We start from the raw sequence: 15,577 nt of genomic DNA, 5'->3' as shown, positions 1-15,577 counted from the left end.
AATATTCTTAGCGTGCGTTAATGTCGCATGATGTGCCGGGCTTGTCAACGAACGAGGTACAGTTTCACACGCCATGACCACCGACCGGCTCGCCTCGTCCGCCGCCGCGGAGCGGATCCTGTGTGCGGCGATCGAGGTCTTTGCCGAGTCCGGATACGGCGGCAGCTCGACGCGGGAGATCACTAAACGGCTCAACATGAGCGCCACTGCGATCTACCCCCACTATGCGTCGAAGGAAGAACTGCTCTACGCGATCGCCCTCGACGGCCACAGCAGTTTGCTTCAGGCCATCAAGGGCGCCGATGCGCAGGCCAGGGCCGCGGCCGGTAATCACACCGAACGGCTCAAGGCGGTGGTAGCGACCTTCACGATCTGGCATGCGGAGAACCGCAAGAAGGCGCGCGTCGTGCACCACGAACTCCACGGGCTGACCCCGTCGCACTACCGGTCCATCGCCGCGCTGCGGCGCCAAACCATGGCGTATGTCGGCGCCATCATCACCGACGGGATCGACGCCGGCGAGTTCCATGCACAGTGTGGCGACGATGTCGTGGTTGCGATCTCGTCGCTATGCGTCGATGTCTGCCGCTGGTTCCCGTCGCGGCAGCATAGCTCCCCGCACAAACTCGGTGCGGTGTACGCCGACATCGCCGAACGTCTGGTGCGCTAAAGTGCCGCGTCTCGTTGAATATATGACGCGAGCCGTGCGAGGAGATGTGCCAAAGCGGTTGTAAATCAACGACATTACCATCCGCGGAACCTATAATGGCAAGGTGCACTGCGCGGTGGTCCTGGATACATTATGCCGATGGTTCTTCGGTTCGTCGACGACTCCAACCAGACTCCCGCACTGACCATCAACGCGCTGACTGCAACCATCAGCAATCGTGACCCGCAGGCCGGGTGGGGGACCAAATCACTCTGATTCGGCATACAGTGCGGATTCGCGCGTCGTCGTTGTGTTGCAGCCGGCGGGAAGGTGGTCCCATCACCCCTGGTAGGCGACAGTAGCGCGAAGGATCGTTCGGCGAGATCAATTTGCTTGTGGCGGATTTCGTCGAGCGTCGGTGGAGGCCCCGGGCGCTGCCGCCCCCACGTGTGACTGCGGTGACGCCGCACGACGATCCCGCTGAGTACCTTGGCGAGCATTGCCTGGTTGTTCGTTTCCCGCCAGTGACGACCACCGAAGGTGGGCAACCATGCCCGTCGACCGAGGTGTGGAACTTGAGGCCGGTCCACCCCACGACTATCGGGTGTGGTGAGCAGCGGGATCACCCCCGGTTTTCGCAATGCGCCTTCGCCCATTCGACAATTGTCGAATGGGTGAGTGAACACCCGACTGGATCCGGCCAGGGCAGATCTGCACATCGAGGCTGCGGGTGATCGCGTCGAACTCCCGAGCCATCACGGCCCGGTCACGGGCAAGTGTGTAGGTTGCTGACGGCGGCCAATTCGGGTCAGTGGTCGTACAGGTCGCGGTCGCGGCCACCGTGTCCGCCGACGGCGTACTGCGACAGGCTCCGGCCGGGAAGATCGCGTTGAGCCGCTTCAACAGCTGATCATCCGGACCGGGGGTGGCACTGGGCGGTGTGGACTCGTGCGTCGTGCTTGTCTCGGTGTCGCCTGGAGTCAGCATCCACCACGCCACGGCGGCGGCGACCACCAGCAGCGCCGCCGCTCCTGCCGCGATGGCGGCGACCGGCGCCCTGGGGCGGCGTCGCGGGGATGCAACAACCAAGCTGGCAATGATGGAGTCCGACCACGACTCCGACGCCGGTGGGGACACGTCGACTGGCGGGTCGATCGGCTCATGACAGGGAGCCGGCACCTCCGGCACTTCATGTTGAGATGGCGTAGGGGATAGCGCCGGCGACGCCGCCTCGACGACGTGGCCCATCACCTCCTCCGTGACGACAGGAATTGGGTCGGTGGGCGGATTCTCGTCGACGACGCGTCGCAGAGGCATACCCGCGGCGTCAGGTGCCGCAGGTACCGACGGTTCAGGCGTCGTCACGCGGCCACCCTCCTCTACGGCGGCGACGCGGCCAAACCGCGCATCAGGCATCGAACCCGCCATTATTTGCCTTCCACCAGCCGTTGCACCCCGGCTACAGCACTCTCAGCAGATTACTCAGCCGCGCCAAACGCTGAGCAGCCGTCGCGCAATCGCGCGCCGCGCTCGACACGTCACCGGACCCTCCCAATGCGTCGGCAGCCAGCGCTGGGTCTAGCCGCAAAACCACCTCCAACGCGGCACGCAGCTCGCCAACGTCGGCCGTATCACCACGGACACCTGCAGGCGCCGCAGCGGGCAATCCTGCGGCCCTCACATCAACGGTGGGCGTGGAGTCTGTCGGCTCGTGACGATCGGGCGGATGCTCGCCGACCCCGCGGCCCTCAAAGCTTCCGGCGGACTCCCCGGCGGGGGAGACATGGGCGCCCTGCCCAGCGACGATTGCAAGGCCAGCCGCCGCAGCGCCGGCAGCTGGCTCGTCGGCCGCCGCCGGCAGGGACTCAGGCACGGCATCGGAGGGTAAGACGTCGACGACGACGTCGGCTGCGATGTCACGACGGCGCCGTTCACTGATCACCGTGTCAATCAGCTCGCGCAGCGCCGCGGTGCGCTCCTCAGCGCTACCGACGCCTTCCAACCGTCCTGGGGCCGCTTCAATCACTCGTGAGGCACCGGACAAGCCAAGAACGGCAACATCATTCGGTGTTACCGGGATACGAACCTCGGCACCGGTGATTTCCAGCAGCGGCGCCACCAGCGTCTCTACCCCCTGGCGGTAGCGCCTCGCATTCGATTCGGAGCCGCCGAGCTTATCGCGGACGAATCCGACGAAATCCCGGTACGGCTCCCCGCACCGATCGCGGAGGTAACGCCAGTCCTCGTCACGATAGATCGCCGCAAGAACCTCCAGAACACCGCTGACCGCCCTTGCCAACTCATCGACGCGGCGAACGGCACGTTCCTGCGCTGTTTCCACATCGGCCGCCGTCACGGTGCAGACTGTCACGCTCACTGCGATCCCTGGGCCGCGGTGGCGGTTATCGCGGGACTTGCTGTCGCTCCGAGGAATTCGTCGAGCCGTTCATGTGTGTGAGGATCGGTCAAGGCCTGCCGGACCACCGTGGCGAGGGTCTCGGTGAACACGCCGAGCTCGCTGTGAACAGCGCAGCGTAGTCGGATCCGCCGGCGTGTTGTTCCGTCGGCGAGCACCCGGATTAAACCGACAGTGACCTTCCCTGATGCCAGCGCGGCGGGCCCGCTGCGCACCCAGCCCATGACCCGGTGCTCCACGAGCAGCCCCACCAGCGGATCCTGCGGGCTGCCCAGCGGCAAGGCCTCCAGGGGCCCGTCGGATTCGTTGGCATGCCCCAGCTCGGCGCGGCGCTGGTATTCACGGTCGGCCATGGACAGACCGGCCAAGTAAATCTGTCGCAATGCGACACGGTCCTCGCCGTCGGCCAGCTCGAATCGGCGATAGGTTTCGCAGGCCCCGTCCGGGGTGGACGTGTACTCGATGTGTGCTTGGCGGAGCCGATTGCGGGCTGCCGCAAGACGCTTGCGCACTGACGCCAGGGCCCGGCGCTTATCGGCGATCGGGTCAGTGGTCGTCACGTTCACGTCGCTCTGCTTCGTCGACGGCGAAGAACGCGTCGATCTGTCGGTCGACAGCGGCGTCGTCGGATCCTTCGAAGACGTGGGTCACGCCGTCGGTCGGATCGGTTACCTCGGCCTGAATGCGTGCAGACATGATGTATTCCCTTCCGGTGTTAGGTGGTCTGTAAGAGCTTGGAGCGGGCCATGATTCGATCGGTGGCTTTGATCACGGATTCAGCGGTCTTGCGTACCTTCTCCTTGTCGCCGTGGGCCCAGCCGTCGATGTAGGAGAACGACGCGTTGTCGGTCAAACCCCATCTGCGACCGACGACGTAGGAGACGCTTTGCGCTTCCACCTCCATCGTTGAGCGCTCGCCGCCGGCGCCGGTGTGGTACTTGTCGGTCTGCTCGGTGTGGCCGCACTCAATGTGGGCGAGTTCATGGGCTAGCACCAGCCCTTGGTGGGCGTGGCTGTAGTGGGTGTTGATGGTGACGGTTTTCAAGTCCGGGACGGTGCGCCCGTCGGGAATCCCAGGTCCGTCGCCGAGATCGTCGTACACCACGCGGTATCCGTGTCCCTCGATCTGTGCCGTGAGATCCTCGTGCATTCCCTCTGGCGCGGAACCCGACATCCGGTCGACCTCCACGACGGGACGCTGGGGGAGCGGCTCGCCGTCGGTGGAGGACACGTCGAACACAGGCACTGTCTTAAACCCGGTAACCTTCTGTTCGTACCGGGGTTTGCCCTTGGCATCTAACACCGGGTTGCCCTTGGCGTCCTCGACGCGGACCTTGCGGACCATCGGTGCGAAAATCCAGATTGCCTTCTCGCCCTTATTGACTGAACGGCCCAGTTCTTTCCACTTGTTGAAGCCGGCGACCTGAGTTGCTTCCGGTTTCTGCATGTAGATCAATAGCTGGTTGTTCAGCGAGTACTTGTGAAATTTTCCCGAGAACTCCAACCACTGCTGCCAGTTCTCACCGGTGTTGAGGTCGTTGATCGCGGTGTCGATCTCCCGCCGAATGTCTTCGGTGCGCGTCTCCTTGTCGGGGAAGCTCACCACTGGCCGCGCGGCGCCGCCATTTGAGCCGCCGGCACTGTTGTCGATCGCGGCCAATTCTTGCAGCAGTTCGGCTTCGGCATGCTCCAGATCCAGCACTGCCACCGCGGTGCGGTGATAAGCCGCCCGCGCGTCTCCGGGGCACCGGCGCGGACCGTCGGGGTCGCGTTCTGATCGGCACATTTGGCCACATCTCCTTCACCTGGCTGACAAGGGGATCTGGTTCCCCAGCATCAGCCAGCTCAAGAGCCGTCTTCAAGAGGACTGTGCTCCCGCCGGCGGCCGCTTCGGTGTCCTGTGGAAAACCCCAATCGCTGCACATACCGTCAGAATGTGACCACTGCATCAAGGGCTGCCAGCGAAGACGTCCCGCGTCATCTCCTGACTGCCGTCGACGCGGTCACCACAGCGGTCGCCCGGGCCCGCCACAATCGGCTGGAAGCCGAACAGAACGAACACGACGTGATTGGCCTGGCGTTCCTGACGATGCGCCAGCTCGGGTTCAGCGACCACTACATCGCCCGGGAGCTCGGCCACCCCAGGGCAGAACTGCGCGCGTACGCCAAAGCCGTCCGCCAGCTACCGTCGCACATCCAGGACGCCACCACCTCAGCGGCCCGATCGCAACCGGAGCTGCTGTGGCACGCCGCCCGGTACGCCGCCAGTACGTGGGTCGAATCGGAGACGATCACCAGCAGCCGCGATGTCATCATCGCCAACAACATCGACGACATCGAATACGCTCTGCCCGTGGCCACCCTCGACACAGACGGCGCCGAGTTCGTCCATCAGCGCACGGGCGAGAAACTCATCATCTACTCACCGCAGCGGTGGAAGGGTACACCCACCGTCGTTGACGGCCGCCCCACCAGCTGGGATCACCAAGGCCACTACCGCATCGAGTTCATCAGCGCCGCAGGCGAACGCGGCGCCATGGCGCCGACCCTGCTCGGCCTCACCCCCGAGGACACCCACTTCGACACCAGCCATGCCCGCCGCCGCGACGACCATGACGTGACCTTTGTCCGCATCGTCACCGCGCTGCGCCGTGTCCACGCCATCCTCCCGCCCTACAGTGTCGCCGCCGCGGACGCGTTCACCCTGCGATGACCGCAACACCACATTCCAGCCCCGACGCCGACGACGACGACACCGGCGACGAATCCCAACCCACGTGGAACATCGACATCGCCAGCCGCCTCGCACACACCACCACGGCCATCACCGAATTCCAACACCACATCGCACGCCTGACCTTGCTGCGGGCGCACCTACTCTCCGCCCGCGACGGCACCCTCACAGCCACCTGGCGAGACAACCTCAGCAGCGCCCTGGCCGCACCGGACGGCCTACCGCCAGCGCAACACCAGGCCCGTCTCGACGCCGCTACCGACCTGGCCAACCTCCCACGCGCGGACTGGGAACCAGACCGCGGAGTGGGCTGGCGAGCCTCCCTCGACGCCTGGTTCGAAGCGATCAAACAATGCCTCACCGACACCGACGACACAGAACAGCGACTTCGGGCCCAGACCGGCATCAATCTCGCCGCCTCCATCGTCGGAACCGCCATCGACCGTGACCTAGCCACCGCCTCCTACCGGGCCGGCATGGCCGCCGCCGGCCTCGACGTCGACTGGTACGACTGGCTGCTCGAACGAGTCCACCAATGGCCCGACAAGCAGCGACGCTCCTACCAACTCGACCTCATGACCTTGGAACCCACCTACCGCGAAAGCGTCGAACAGCTGCCCAGCTACTGGCGGTAACACCTCACCGCCGGTACCCGCCAGCCGCCAACAGCGGAGCACCGTCCACCGCAAGAAACGACCGTCTCAATTCCGCGAGCGTCAGCAGCATGAACCTCGACAACGGGACCAGTCGCGACAAACCAGGCTCGTCCCCGGCAGCTGCCGCGATCGGCCCCACCCCAGCCCGAGACAACGTCCGATACCCACGCGCAACGCCGCTGACCGCAAAACCGATAGCGAGATCGCCAGCACGCCACGGCAATTCGAGAAACGGCAAGTCAATATGATCGCGAATGTCGTCGCCAAGTGCACCGATCAAAAACCGCTCGGCCACATCCATGTCGACGGCGAACAGCAGGATCTCGGTCATGCCGTCGATATCGGTTTCCGAGAGCTCCACACGGCCCATATCACCGCGGCGCCGTAGCTGATACCAGCTACGCCCGCCACCGACAGGCCATAGCACGGTCGCCTCACGGTCGACGCGGACCTCATACCCGGCTGTGCGTGCCCAACCCGCACATTCCGCGGACAACACCGGCACTTCGCCCACTGCTACAGCGTTTGGTCGGAGACGAAGAACCGTGGCGACACTCCGAAGAAGTCGGCGATCACGCAGATGTCGTCGAGGTAGGGCAGGCTCTCGGCCCGGTAGAGCCGATACATCTGGGACTGCGACAGGCGCCAACCCGGATATTGGGCAGTAAGCATCTGCTGCAGCCGCAGAGGTGTGAGCTTGCGGGGCTTTCCTGCCGGCGTGCGGACGCGGTACTGGCTCATCAGGGTCTTGAGTTGTTCGGCGAAATACGCCGCCGCAGGATGAGGAGAGGTGGCCGCAGGCTCCAGCGAATCCGCCTCGACGATCTCCATCGACTTCCGGCCGCTTGTCATACACCACAGGATAGGCGGATTCAACAGCTCCAACCCTTGCCGCGGTCCTCTGGAAAACCACCACTATCGGCCCATACCGTCGGGACATGGCAACCCGAGCCAGCCTCACTCCGACCAGGACGCAACTGCATCACTGGATTAGTCAGGACGCCCACCTGGCCCACATCTGGGCTGAGCGCCACCCGCGTGCCCGCGACACAGTTAACGATTTCGCCGAATGGTGCACCGCTACCGCCGGGCAGCTAGCATCTCCGCGCATCATCGATCCGGACGCGATCGTCGCCGAATGGCGGCTGCGGGCATACGGCAGCGGTATCCGTGTAGCCAGCTGGCCCATCACTGCCGGCGCCTTCGCCGCGGCCGCGCTGATGGCCGGGCTCGTCGTCGTCGCTGCTGGACATCCAGCCGCTGGCCTGGCTCTGCTGCTGCCCGCGCTGCTGGGGGTCGGGATCGTCATCGCCGCCAGGCCGACACCACATCTGCTCGTCGGACCTGCCGACCGCACGCGAGCCGACCGTACGAGATCGGCGAAACGGCTCTACTCGCCAACACTTTTCGCGACACGAACTGTCGCCACCGCGATCAGCGTGTGGCACCAACTCCCCAAGAAACGACGGACCGCACCGTGAGTATCACCACCGACGCCAAAGGCGAACTGAGCCGTGTCCACGTCGACAACACCAACGCCCGCAAGGCAGAAGTCACCGCCCTGCTGCGCTACACCGACAGCCTCCGCATCGTCGACAACCACCTCGTCTTCGCCGCCGAGCTCGACCTCGCCAGCACCGCCCGTCGCCTGCAGGCCAACATCGAAGAGCTCTACGACTGCCACGCCAGCCTGCGCGTCGCTGCGGCCGGCGCCACCCGGCCCGCCACCGGCTATCTCATCTACGTCGGTAAAGACGCCGAACCGCTGGCCCGTCGGACGGGGTTGTTGGACCGCCGCGGCGCACCCGTGCGCGGCATGCCTCCGCACATCGTCAGCGGAACGATCGCCGACGCCGAATCCGTGTGGCGCGGCGCCTTCCAGGCCCGAGGCACCCTCGTCGACAACGGCCGCACCACCGCCCTCGAAGTCCACTGCCCCGGCCCCGAAGCCGCCCTCGCGCTCGTCGGCGCCGCACGCAAACTCGGCGTTCACGCCAAGATGCGCGTCATTCAGGAACGAGACCGCGTGACCATCCGTGACGACGACATCAGCGAACTGCTGTCCCGGATGGGCGCACACCACACCCGACCGATCTGGGACGCACACGTCACACGCCGCCGCGCACACGCAGCCAGCACCCCTGGGGAACAACTCGCCAACTTCAACGGCGCCAACCGCCGCCGCTCAAGCCGAGCCGCAGCCGAGGCCGTCGCCCGGGCGCAGCGGGCCCTGGAAATCCTCGGCCCTGCCGCACCCCCAGTGCTCGCCGACGCCGGACAACTGCGTATCGCCCACCCCGACGTCTCCCTCGATAAACTGGCGCAGCTGGCCGAACCGCCGATCAGCAAAGACACCGTGGCCGGACGGATCCGCCGACTCATCCGGCTCGCCGACCGCACCGCCCACCGGGCGGGAATACCCGACACCGAAGCCGCTCTAGCCTGGGACCAGCTCAAACGCAGTTCATGACCGATCCGAATCCGGACACCTGGCCACGGTTCCTGGCACACCATGCACAGACACCGCTGGCCGAGCTGGTCGACGGCTTTGCCGGCATCACCGAACTGCCCGTCCCCTACGCACAGCTACCACGCCGAGTCCGCACCGCGTTCGGGGCCATGTTCACCCGCTGGGCGGACTTCGCACCACACAGCCTGCACACACTGCTGAGCCTCCCCGGTGTGGGCGATGCCAACGCGCGCGACATTCTCACAGCCGCCACCAAAGCAGCCGCCGCGCACCAGGCGGCCATCAGCAGCGGTGAACGGCCATCCGCCGACGCTGCGGTGGGGCAGCTCCTCGACGCCCTCCCCGAGCGGGACCGCATCATTCTGGCGGCGCGACTGTGGGCCGCCGAACCCGAACCACCGGCAGCGCTCGACGAGAGACTCGGCGTCTACCACGGCTGGGTAACTCGCTACCAACGCCGCTCCACCGCCAAGTTCACCGAATTGCTCGCCACACCCGCGCACCATGCCGTCACCGACTACGCCCACGACTTGGGACACCAGATCGGCCCTTACGCCCACGCCCCAGTTGTCACAGCAGCACTCGCCGCAATCCGAGTAGATCCAGCGAGCGAAACCGCACGAGTCTTGCTGTACCTGGCCGGCCCCTATATCCGTCGTGGCGACTGGTTCGAGAACCCAGGTGGCAGCGACCGCGCCGCCGCCGCCATCGACACCGCGTTCACTGTCAAGCAGGCGCCGCACTCCGCAGCTCTCCTCGACGCACTTCGCGCGATCGGGATGGCACCGCAGAGCGCCCAGGCCTATCTGCACAACCAACTGGATGCCCGCCGCTTCGGTGATCAGTACGTCCGCTGGGGAGAAGTGCTCGCCGACAAGATCGAAGCTGCTCTGTATGTACTTAACGCGCCGGCCACCGTCGATGAGATCACCACGACCATCGGGCACGACGAAACCACCCGCCGAGCCGTTCACGGCGCGCTGATCCGACATCCCCGATTCGTCCGCATCAGCAGGCGCTCTTGGGGACTGCACACCTGGGGCCACCATGAATACAAGGGAATCGTCGACGAGATCCGAACCCGCATCGACGCCGCCGGCGGCCGCATCAACATCACTGAACTCATCACCGATATTCGCGCCACATTCCCCGACATCGCGGAAACCTCGATCCGCACCTATGTGGGCACCCTGGCCTTCATCATCGAAGCCGGAACCGTGCGCCGGCGCCGACGCACAGACCCGTGGCCCGTCCCCGCACCCGTCAACACCGTCCGCGGCGCCTTCCTCAGCGCAGACACCCACCTCCGACTGGCAGTACCCGTCACCAGCGACGTCATGCGAGGTTCGAGCCAGCACTTCAAGACAGCAGTGGCCGCAGCCCTCGGAATTCTGCCAGGACATCGACGCGTCATGACCGGCCCGCACGGTGCCATCACCCTGAATTGGCCACTAACCTCCACCACCGGCGTGCGCACCAGCTCGCTACGTCCCTACGTGCAGGCGGCCGGCGCCAGACTCGGCGACACCTTGGTCCTGATCCTCTCCCTCGACGACGACTCGGTGGACGTCGAACTGATCGGGTCCACCCTGTCCGAGCGCCAACGGCTGCAGAAGCTGGTCGGCCCCAGGCTGACCGTCAGCGCGCTCGCGAGAAGTCTGCAGTGCAAGCCGGCCGAGGTGACCACCGTGCTGCGGGCCCGCGGTGACGCGGATCTCGCCGACGTCGTCGAGCACCTGCCCCGACACCCGGTGAAGGGCACGCGCCAACGCGAAGGACGGTCCTCTTGAAAGCCCTCACCGCCCGAACCACGATCGAAACCGTGGTCAACGTGCACGCAAACCCCACGAAGTCTTACCACTGGGAGGTGATGGTGTGGCCCTGGTGAGCACCCGCACGGCGAACCTGCGAAAACGCATCCTGACCGTCCTACGCGCCTGCCCCGACACGAGCCTCTCCACTACCGAGATCTGTAACCGCGCCGGATACAACAACTTTGAACACCACGCCTACGTCGGCCCCCAACTTCGAGCCCTAGCACGTATCGGAGTCGTCACCCAAACCGAACGACCACCCGGCGGCGCCGCACGTTGGCAGCTCAACAGAACCGATCAAACCGACGCGGCCTTCAATGCCGCAGTAGAGAAAGACTCCCTCCGATGACCGCCACCGAAACCCGCACCGGACAAGCCGTTCTCGCCGACATCCTGGCCGCCTACATGCCCGAGGCCGACACCGGACAAGACGGCGCCCGCAACCATCAGATCGCCGGCGAAGCGTTCACCGCCCTCGCCGAGCACGGCTACGCGTTCGTCAAACTCCCGCCACCACTGCACGACAACGAGGGGAGCGCTCACGTCGCGTACTCCGGCGCCAACACGGTCTACTACGCCATGCCGGGCCACATTGACTCCGACACCTTCCAAACCTGGGATCACCCCGGCGACGCCCGCGACGACGCCACCGCTCTCATGGCCGCCGCCCACGCCGCCGACACCATGGAGTCCACACAGTGAGCCTGACGCCCGCCATCCAGCACCTGCCCCACCGGCCAGGCACGCACTGGCCGACGAAAACCACACTGTGGAAACTGGATTACCAAGGTGACCCGATCGCCTGGTGGCCCCATGTCCCCGAATGGCGCCAACCACACCGCGTCCGCGTCGACATCGACACGATCCTGGACCCCGATGCGCCGGAGTGGTTGGCCCACACCTTCTTCCAAGAAATCGAAACCGCGGACAAACACGTCTTCGAAGTCATCACCACACGCCCAACTCACCTGCGCACCATCATCGTCGACCGCGAACAACACAAACGCGACTACGCCGACGCATTCGACAACCACCCGCTACCAACTCGACGAAGCAGCCCCGCCGCCCGTGAAGCACACCGCCGCGCCGGCACCCCGCCCCGCCACATCTGGCTCGGCGTCCTCATCAACAACCAGCACGACGCCGACCAACACATCCCGCCCCTACTCGACACCCCCGCAGCGATCCGATTCGCCGTCGTCGACCAAGACACACCCGTCGACCTCACGCCCTGGATGAGCGCACCAGGATGCCCCGCATGCCGCGGCTGGACCACGCCTCACGCCTGCACCCAACCACCACTGGACCTGATCACCATGACCATCGACGACACCCGCCCCATCAACGAGACCTGGATCAACGACCTCCACGCCCAAGGCGACGAAAACGACATCCCCGTCGACATCCATCCCGCCCACCGATGAGCGGGGAGATCCGATGACCGCCACGGCCCGCGAACTGGCCGCGGCATTCTCAACACGCGTCGTGCGCGAGCTTTCCAAACCACACCCGGCCGTGTGGGCGAGGGAGCGCATCGTGCCGGTCGCCGAACTCGTCGCCGGTGATGTGCCACTGAGCCTCGCGTTCGAAGCCGCCCACGAACAACTCGCCAGCAACTACCGGTGCGAATACGTGTACAAGTCAGCGGTGATCAACCAGGCCATGGACACCGAACCATCCGCACACGCAATGACGGGCGTACCTGTCTTCCTATCCATCGCCGACGTCGTCGTGGCCGGCGACGCCGCGTCAGCGTTCGAAATCAAAACAGACCTGGACAGCTTCGCGCGCCTAGACCTCCAAGTGCTCAGTTACTCAAGATGTTTCGAATACGTCCACGTAGTGACATCCGAAACCAAAGCCGCCCGGGTGCTTGATGCGGTACCAGAGCACGTAGGCGTGCGCGCCCTCGGCGAGGGCTCGTCCTCCCTGACCACGGTGCGGCCCGCCTCCGGCGGGCCCTCGCGACTCGACCCCGTGTCCCTATTCCGGGTACTTCGTCAAAGTGAACGGCTCGCTGTGCTACATCGGCAACTTGGATACACCGTCGACGTCCCCTCGGCACTGCTGTACCGGCGCACCGCCGAACTCTTCACGAGCCTTCCCCTCGACGCCGCATACCAGGAATTCGTCACTGAACTCCGCCACCGTGACGCGCGCCAACGAGCCGCCGCTGCCGCCGCCGCGCTGCCTGCATCATTGGCGGCCGCAGCTGCCGGCCTGACACTCTCGGCAATTGCATGGCATCGCCTAGGAGAGCTCCTACAGAAACCGGTGGCTCAGCTGGCCAACATCACACGCGGCTGGGCAGCGTAACCACCAGCCCAAGCAGCCCAAGAACGATAGGCGGGACAACACGATGGCCGAGCAGTTCATGCAGGAGCGTCGAGATCATGTCGCCCGCGACGTCGTGCCCTGGCGCCCGTACGCCCGCTACACCGAATGCGGCCGCCTGGCCATCGACGTCGCCACCGTCATCACACCCGACGATCTCCACGAACGAATCCGCATCCACGGCCAGCAACGCACCGCCTTCACCGTGTGCATGACCTGCTGGACCACCGCCCGGCACACCAGCCGGTGGCGCACAAACCCAGCCGCAGTCCTCGTCCGAGAACTCACCCGGGTGCGTGGCTACAGCGGCCACGACGCCGCACCGACCGACCCCGAGGCCATGCGAGCCAACAACGAACTGCGCGCGATCGCCGCACTCGTGGAGGCACACCGAGCAGAGTTCGACGGCTACCTCGATGGTGTGGAAGGCGCGGTAGACCTCACCCGCCGCCGTCGGCAACGACGCGGACGCGCCGGCACATAGGTATCGTCGAGTGCCGGCCTACACCCATTCGCGTTCGAGCCGGGTCGTGTTGTATCGGACGCCCGCGGGCTTCGACGTCGCACTACTACCGGACTAACAACCGTAAACCGCGGGGAGAGAGGAGAGCGACGGTGGCGGTATCGCCTCCATTGAATCCGCCTCGGCTGGGCGACCCGGTCGGCGGCGGCTTCGGCTATGTCAAGCGCGCGAGCGCGGAAAGGCAGGCCGGGTACTTTAACATCGTGCTCGCTGACGACCCGGCGTTGGGGCCGAGTTGTGGCCTCGTAGTTGGTGTGTCGCCGATCAAGGATCAGGACGGCTACTACCCGCTGGTCTGGGTCGCCGCGCCCTAACCAACGATTGGGATGGGCTGCGCAGCGGACGGAACGTTGGGGCTTACCCGCAGTTGAACGCCGTAATGGCCGTCCGCGAAAGGGTCGTACTCGGTGTGTTCCACCTGATATCCGCGAAGCCGCAGATCACGTTCTGCCGCTAGGGCATTGCCACCCGAGTTGACATGCAGAATGACCGTCCCGGGGTGCGTGCCGTCACGTACTACCGCGATGATCGCCGGCGCATAAGGTCGGCCCAAGCGCCGTGCGATCGCGCGTCGGGCGTGCCGTTCGACATGGTGGACCTGAACGTGTCTAACCGCAGTCACGTGAAACTCCTTGAGTGGCAGACGCTATGCTCATCGGTAGGCGCTGAACTTCGCCGATTGCGGAGCTAGGCACCTTCCGGCCCCGACCGCAAGGTCGGGGCCTTTCGTCATCGTGGACGCGAAAAGCGTTTGAACGCAGGGGAAGACAATCGTCGACCACGATCAGTCCCGCTCAGCCCACAGGAAGTTTGCCCACCAATCGATTCCGCCATTGACGGCGAGCTGACCGTCCCAATGGTCTGGATCGCTGGTGGCAACCCCTTCGTGTACGTACCCGAGAGCGCCCCACGTCACCCGATCGCCGGTCTGCACCAGGGCGCGGTCAGTGATCTTCACCGTCATCACTCGCCGGTCCTGTCCGGGTCGAGTTCGACGATCGTGAGTAGATCTTCTTCACCGTCCGCGGCGACGAGCGCGTGCGGCTCACCGGCATAGAGATACGGGCGGTGAGGAACTCCAAGGCTGCGGCGGGAGATATCGCGGCCGAGGATTGCGGCCGCCCACGTTTCGCCGCGGCGGTCGAGCGCATCGGTGCACCTACGCAGCACGTCAGGGTCGACGAAGCCGTGGTCGCGGCTCTTACCGTCGCGCCTCAGTTCGATCAAACGTGCTTCGGTGATCCTGGTCGCGGTATCGGCGCCTCGGGACATATGTCGACTATAAGCGACACCACAAGGGTCGTCTATAGTAGACATCGTGCCGATAGACGCCGCCGACCTCCAGAAGCTGGGCGAAAGGCTGCGCGCACTCCGCCACGCCGCCGGCGAGACCCAAGAACAAACCGCCAACAGCGTCGGCCTCACCCGCACCTACCTCACCGAAATCGAAGCCGGCCGCAAAAACATCACACTGAGCACCCTCTACGCCCTCGCCAACCACTTCAAGATCGAGCCGGCCGAGATCCTGCGCGGGGAGAAGCGCAGCACCGCCCGTGGATCCGGCAAGTCCTGTTGAAAGTGCAAGCGCACGCGATAGACGATCTATCCCGTGCCCGCGATGAAACGACAGGAGGTTCAAGTGAGCGACGACCGCCAGAGCGACCCCGGTTTCGACTACACGATGCACACCCGGGCCCACGGCCGCGCCGATGCCTTCGCGCGCAACGCGAGCTCATTCAAGCAGCTGGCCGAGCAAATGGACGAACGCAGCACGGGCCAGGCGGCGGCAGGTAGACCGAGGTGGAGGACCTACGCCACCGCATTTCTGCGCATCGCCCTGATCGTCGTCGGGATCCCGCTCGTATGGGTCTATAGGACTGAATTCGACTGGTCGACCTGGAAGGCAACCGCGGCCACACTTGTCCTGGTTCTGCTCGCCACCGGGCAGGCCTTCCTGGCTGCGGTATGGAGCCCATAGCCC

At 65.3% G+C, this 15,577-nt stretch carries 24 protein-coding genes; 14 read left to right on the top strand and 10 right to left on the bottom strand.

The genetic code is table 11. The annotated features are described in order from the left end of the window. Positions 1-73 precede the first annotated feature (73 nt). Positions 74-670 (top strand): TetR/AcrR family transcriptional regulator, encoded by a 597-nt coding sequence (locus AAHS21_RS14755; protein WP_105387578.1) that lies wholly within the window; start codon positions 74-76, stop codon positions 668-670. 576 nt (positions 671-1,246) lie between these two features. On the opposite strand, the gene AAHS21_RS14750 is transcribed toward AAHS21_RS14755, so the two are convergent. The 5 genes from AAHS21_RS14750 to AAHS21_RS14730 form a co-directional block, all read right to left on the bottom strand. Then, positions 1,247-2,014, bottom strand: a complete 768-nt coding sequence (locus AAHS21_RS14750; RefSeq protein WP_342928371.1) for a hypothetical protein — start codon at positions 2,012-2,014, stop codon at positions 1,247-1,249. A gap of 94 nt (positions 2,015-2,108) precedes the next feature. Further along, positions 2,109-3,026, bottom strand: coding sequence for a hypothetical protein (locus AAHS21_RS14745; RefSeq protein ID WP_342928370.1), 918 nt, complete (start codon positions 3,024-3,026; stop codon positions 2,109-2,111). Next, complete coding sequence (locus AAHS21_RS14740) at positions 3,023-3,631, bottom strand: hypothetical protein (protein WP_342928369.1); 609 nt, start codon at positions 3,629-3,631, stop codon at positions 3,023-3,025. Before AAHS21_RS14740 ends, AAHS21_RS14745 begins: the two co-directional genes overlap by 4 nt. Beyond that, positions 3,612-3,761: a hypothetical protein gene (locus AAHS21_RS14735; RefSeq protein ID WP_342928368.1), complete on the bottom strand. Its 150-nt coding sequence runs from the start codon at positions 3,759-3,761 to the stop codon at positions 3,612-3,614. The genes AAHS21_RS14740 and AAHS21_RS14735 overlap by 20 nt, the downstream gene beginning before the upstream one ends. A 19-nt stretch (positions 3,762-3,780) precedes the next feature. Beyond that, a complete protein-coding gene (locus AAHS21_RS14730) occupies positions 3,781-4,851 on the bottom strand; it encodes an ArdC-like ssDNA-binding domain-containing protein (protein WP_342928367.1) in 1,071 nt (356 codons plus the stop codon). 150 nt (positions 4,852-5,001) lie between these two features. Between AAHS21_RS14730 and AAHS21_RS14725 the strand changes: the two genes are divergently transcribed. Beyond that, entirely contained in the window at positions 5,002-5,778 is a 777-nt protein-coding gene (locus AAHS21_RS14725; protein ID WP_342928366.1) for a hypothetical protein, read from the top strand. After that, positions 5,775-6,434, top strand: a complete 660-nt coding sequence (locus AAHS21_RS14720) for a hypothetical protein (RefSeq protein ID WP_342928365.1) — start codon at positions 5,775-5,777, stop codon at positions 6,432-6,434. The genes AAHS21_RS14725 and AAHS21_RS14720 overlap by 4 nt, the downstream gene beginning before the upstream one ends. 4 nt (positions 6,435-6,438) lie before the next feature. Here AAHS21_RS14720 and AAHS21_RS14715 read toward each other — a convergent pair whose 3' ends face one another. Continuing rightward, positions 6,439-6,969 carry an Imm61 family immunity protein gene (locus AAHS21_RS14715; protein ID WP_342928364.1) on the bottom strand — a complete coding sequence of 177 codons (531 nt, stop codon included), beginning with the start codon at positions 6,967-6,969 and terminating at the stop codon, positions 6,439-6,441. A gap of 2 nt (positions 6,970-6,971) precedes the next feature. Continuing rightward, positions 6,972-7,307, bottom strand: coding sequence for a hypothetical protein (locus AAHS21_RS14710; protein ID WP_342928363.1), 336 nt, complete (start codon positions 7,305-7,307; stop codon positions 6,972-6,974). 86 nt (positions 7,308-7,393) lie between these two features. On the opposite strand from AAHS21_RS14710, the gene AAHS21_RS14705 reads away from it, so the two are divergent. From AAHS21_RS14705 to AAHS21_RS14665, 9 genes are all read left to right on the top strand, one after another. Continuing rightward, positions 7,394-7,936, top strand: a complete 543-nt coding sequence (locus AAHS21_RS14705; protein ID WP_342928362.1) for a hypothetical protein — start codon at positions 7,394-7,396, stop codon at positions 7,934-7,936. Then, on the top strand, positions 7,933-8,925 hold the full coding sequence (whiA, locus tag AAHS21_RS14700) for a DNA-binding protein WhiA (protein WP_342928361.1): 993 nt from the start codon (positions 7,933-7,935) through the stop codon (positions 8,923-8,925). The genes AAHS21_RS14705 and whiA overlap by 4 nt, the downstream gene beginning before the upstream one ends. After that, positions 8,922-10,715 (top strand): hypothetical protein, encoded by a 1,794-nt coding sequence (locus AAHS21_RS14695; RefSeq protein WP_342928360.1) that lies wholly within the window; start codon positions 8,922-8,924, stop codon positions 10,713-10,715. The genes whiA and AAHS21_RS14695 overlap by 4 nt, the downstream gene beginning before the upstream one ends. A gap of 85 nt (positions 10,716-10,800) precedes the next feature. Next, complete coding sequence (locus AAHS21_RS14690; RefSeq protein ID WP_081661302.1) at positions 10,801-11,088, top strand: hypothetical protein; 288 nt, start codon at positions 10,801-10,803, stop codon at positions 11,086-11,088. After that, complete coding sequence (locus AAHS21_RS14685; RefSeq protein WP_342928359.1) at positions 11,085-11,441, top strand: hypothetical protein; 357 nt, start codon at positions 11,085-11,087, stop codon at positions 11,439-11,441. The genes AAHS21_RS14690 and AAHS21_RS14685 overlap by 4 nt, the downstream gene beginning before the upstream one ends. Further along, complete coding sequence (locus AAHS21_RS14680) at positions 11,438-12,163, top strand: DUF5131 family protein (protein ID WP_342928358.1); 726 nt, start codon at positions 11,438-11,440, stop codon at positions 12,161-12,163. The genes AAHS21_RS14685 and AAHS21_RS14680 overlap by 4 nt, the downstream gene beginning before the upstream one ends. 13 nt (positions 12,164-12,176) lie before the next feature. Then, complete coding sequence (locus AAHS21_RS14675) at positions 12,177-13,055, top strand: sce7726 family protein (protein ID WP_342928357.1); 879 nt, start codon at positions 12,177-12,179, stop codon at positions 13,053-13,055. A gap of 43 nt (positions 13,056-13,098) precedes the next feature. Next, positions 13,099-13,557: a hypothetical protein gene (locus AAHS21_RS14670; protein ID WP_342928356.1), complete on the top strand. Its 459-nt coding sequence runs from the start codon at positions 13,099-13,101 to the stop codon at positions 13,555-13,557. Positions 13,558-13,688: 131 nt separating this feature from the next. After that, complete coding sequence (locus tag AAHS21_RS14665) at positions 13,689-13,910, top strand: hypothetical protein (protein WP_342928355.1); 222 nt, start codon at positions 13,689-13,691, stop codon at positions 13,908-13,910. On the opposite strand, the gene AAHS21_RS14660 is transcribed toward AAHS21_RS14665, so the two are convergent. The 3 genes from AAHS21_RS14660 to AAHS21_RS14650 form a co-directional block, all read right to left on the bottom strand. Beyond that, positions 13,907-14,218, bottom strand: a complete 312-nt coding sequence (locus tag AAHS21_RS14660; protein ID WP_342928354.1) for a hypothetical protein — start codon at positions 14,216-14,218, stop codon at positions 13,907-13,909. The genes AAHS21_RS14665 and AAHS21_RS14660 overlap by 4 nt on opposite strands. 162 nt (positions 14,219-14,380) lie before the next feature. Continuing rightward, positions 14,381-14,560: a hypothetical protein gene (locus AAHS21_RS14655; protein ID WP_342928353.1), complete on the bottom strand. Its 180-nt coding sequence runs from the start codon at positions 14,558-14,560 to the stop codon at positions 14,381-14,383. Next, positions 14,560-14,868 (bottom strand): hypothetical protein, encoded by a 309-nt coding sequence (locus tag AAHS21_RS14650; RefSeq protein WP_342928352.1) that lies wholly within the window; start codon positions 14,866-14,868, stop codon positions 14,560-14,562. Before AAHS21_RS14650 ends, AAHS21_RS14655 begins: the two co-directional genes overlap by 1 nt. Before the next feature lie 46 nt (positions 14,869-14,914). Here AAHS21_RS14650 and AAHS21_RS14645 point away from each other — a divergent pair, with 46 nt between their 5' ends. Together AAHS21_RS14645 and AAHS21_RS14640 are read left to right on the top strand one after the other, a co-directional pair. Next, positions 14,915-15,172 (top strand): helix-turn-helix transcriptional regulator, encoded by a 258-nt coding sequence (locus tag AAHS21_RS14645; protein ID WP_342928351.1) that lies wholly within the window; start codon positions 14,915-14,917, stop codon positions 15,170-15,172. Positions 15,173-15,235: 63 nt separating this feature from the next. Continuing rightward, a complete protein-coding gene (locus AAHS21_RS14640; RefSeq protein WP_342928350.1) occupies positions 15,236-15,574 on the top strand; it encodes a hypothetical protein in 339 nt (112 codons plus the stop codon). Positions 15,575-15,577 lie beyond the last annotated feature (3 nt).

The organism is Mycobacterium sp. 050272 (genome assembly GCF_039023525.1).
GTDB lineage: Bacteria > Actinomycetota > Actinomycetes > Mycobacteriales > Mycobacteriaceae > Mycobacterium.
Note: the sequence above shows the minus strand (reverse complement) of the source record. Positions and strands in the feature narration are given on the sequence as shown.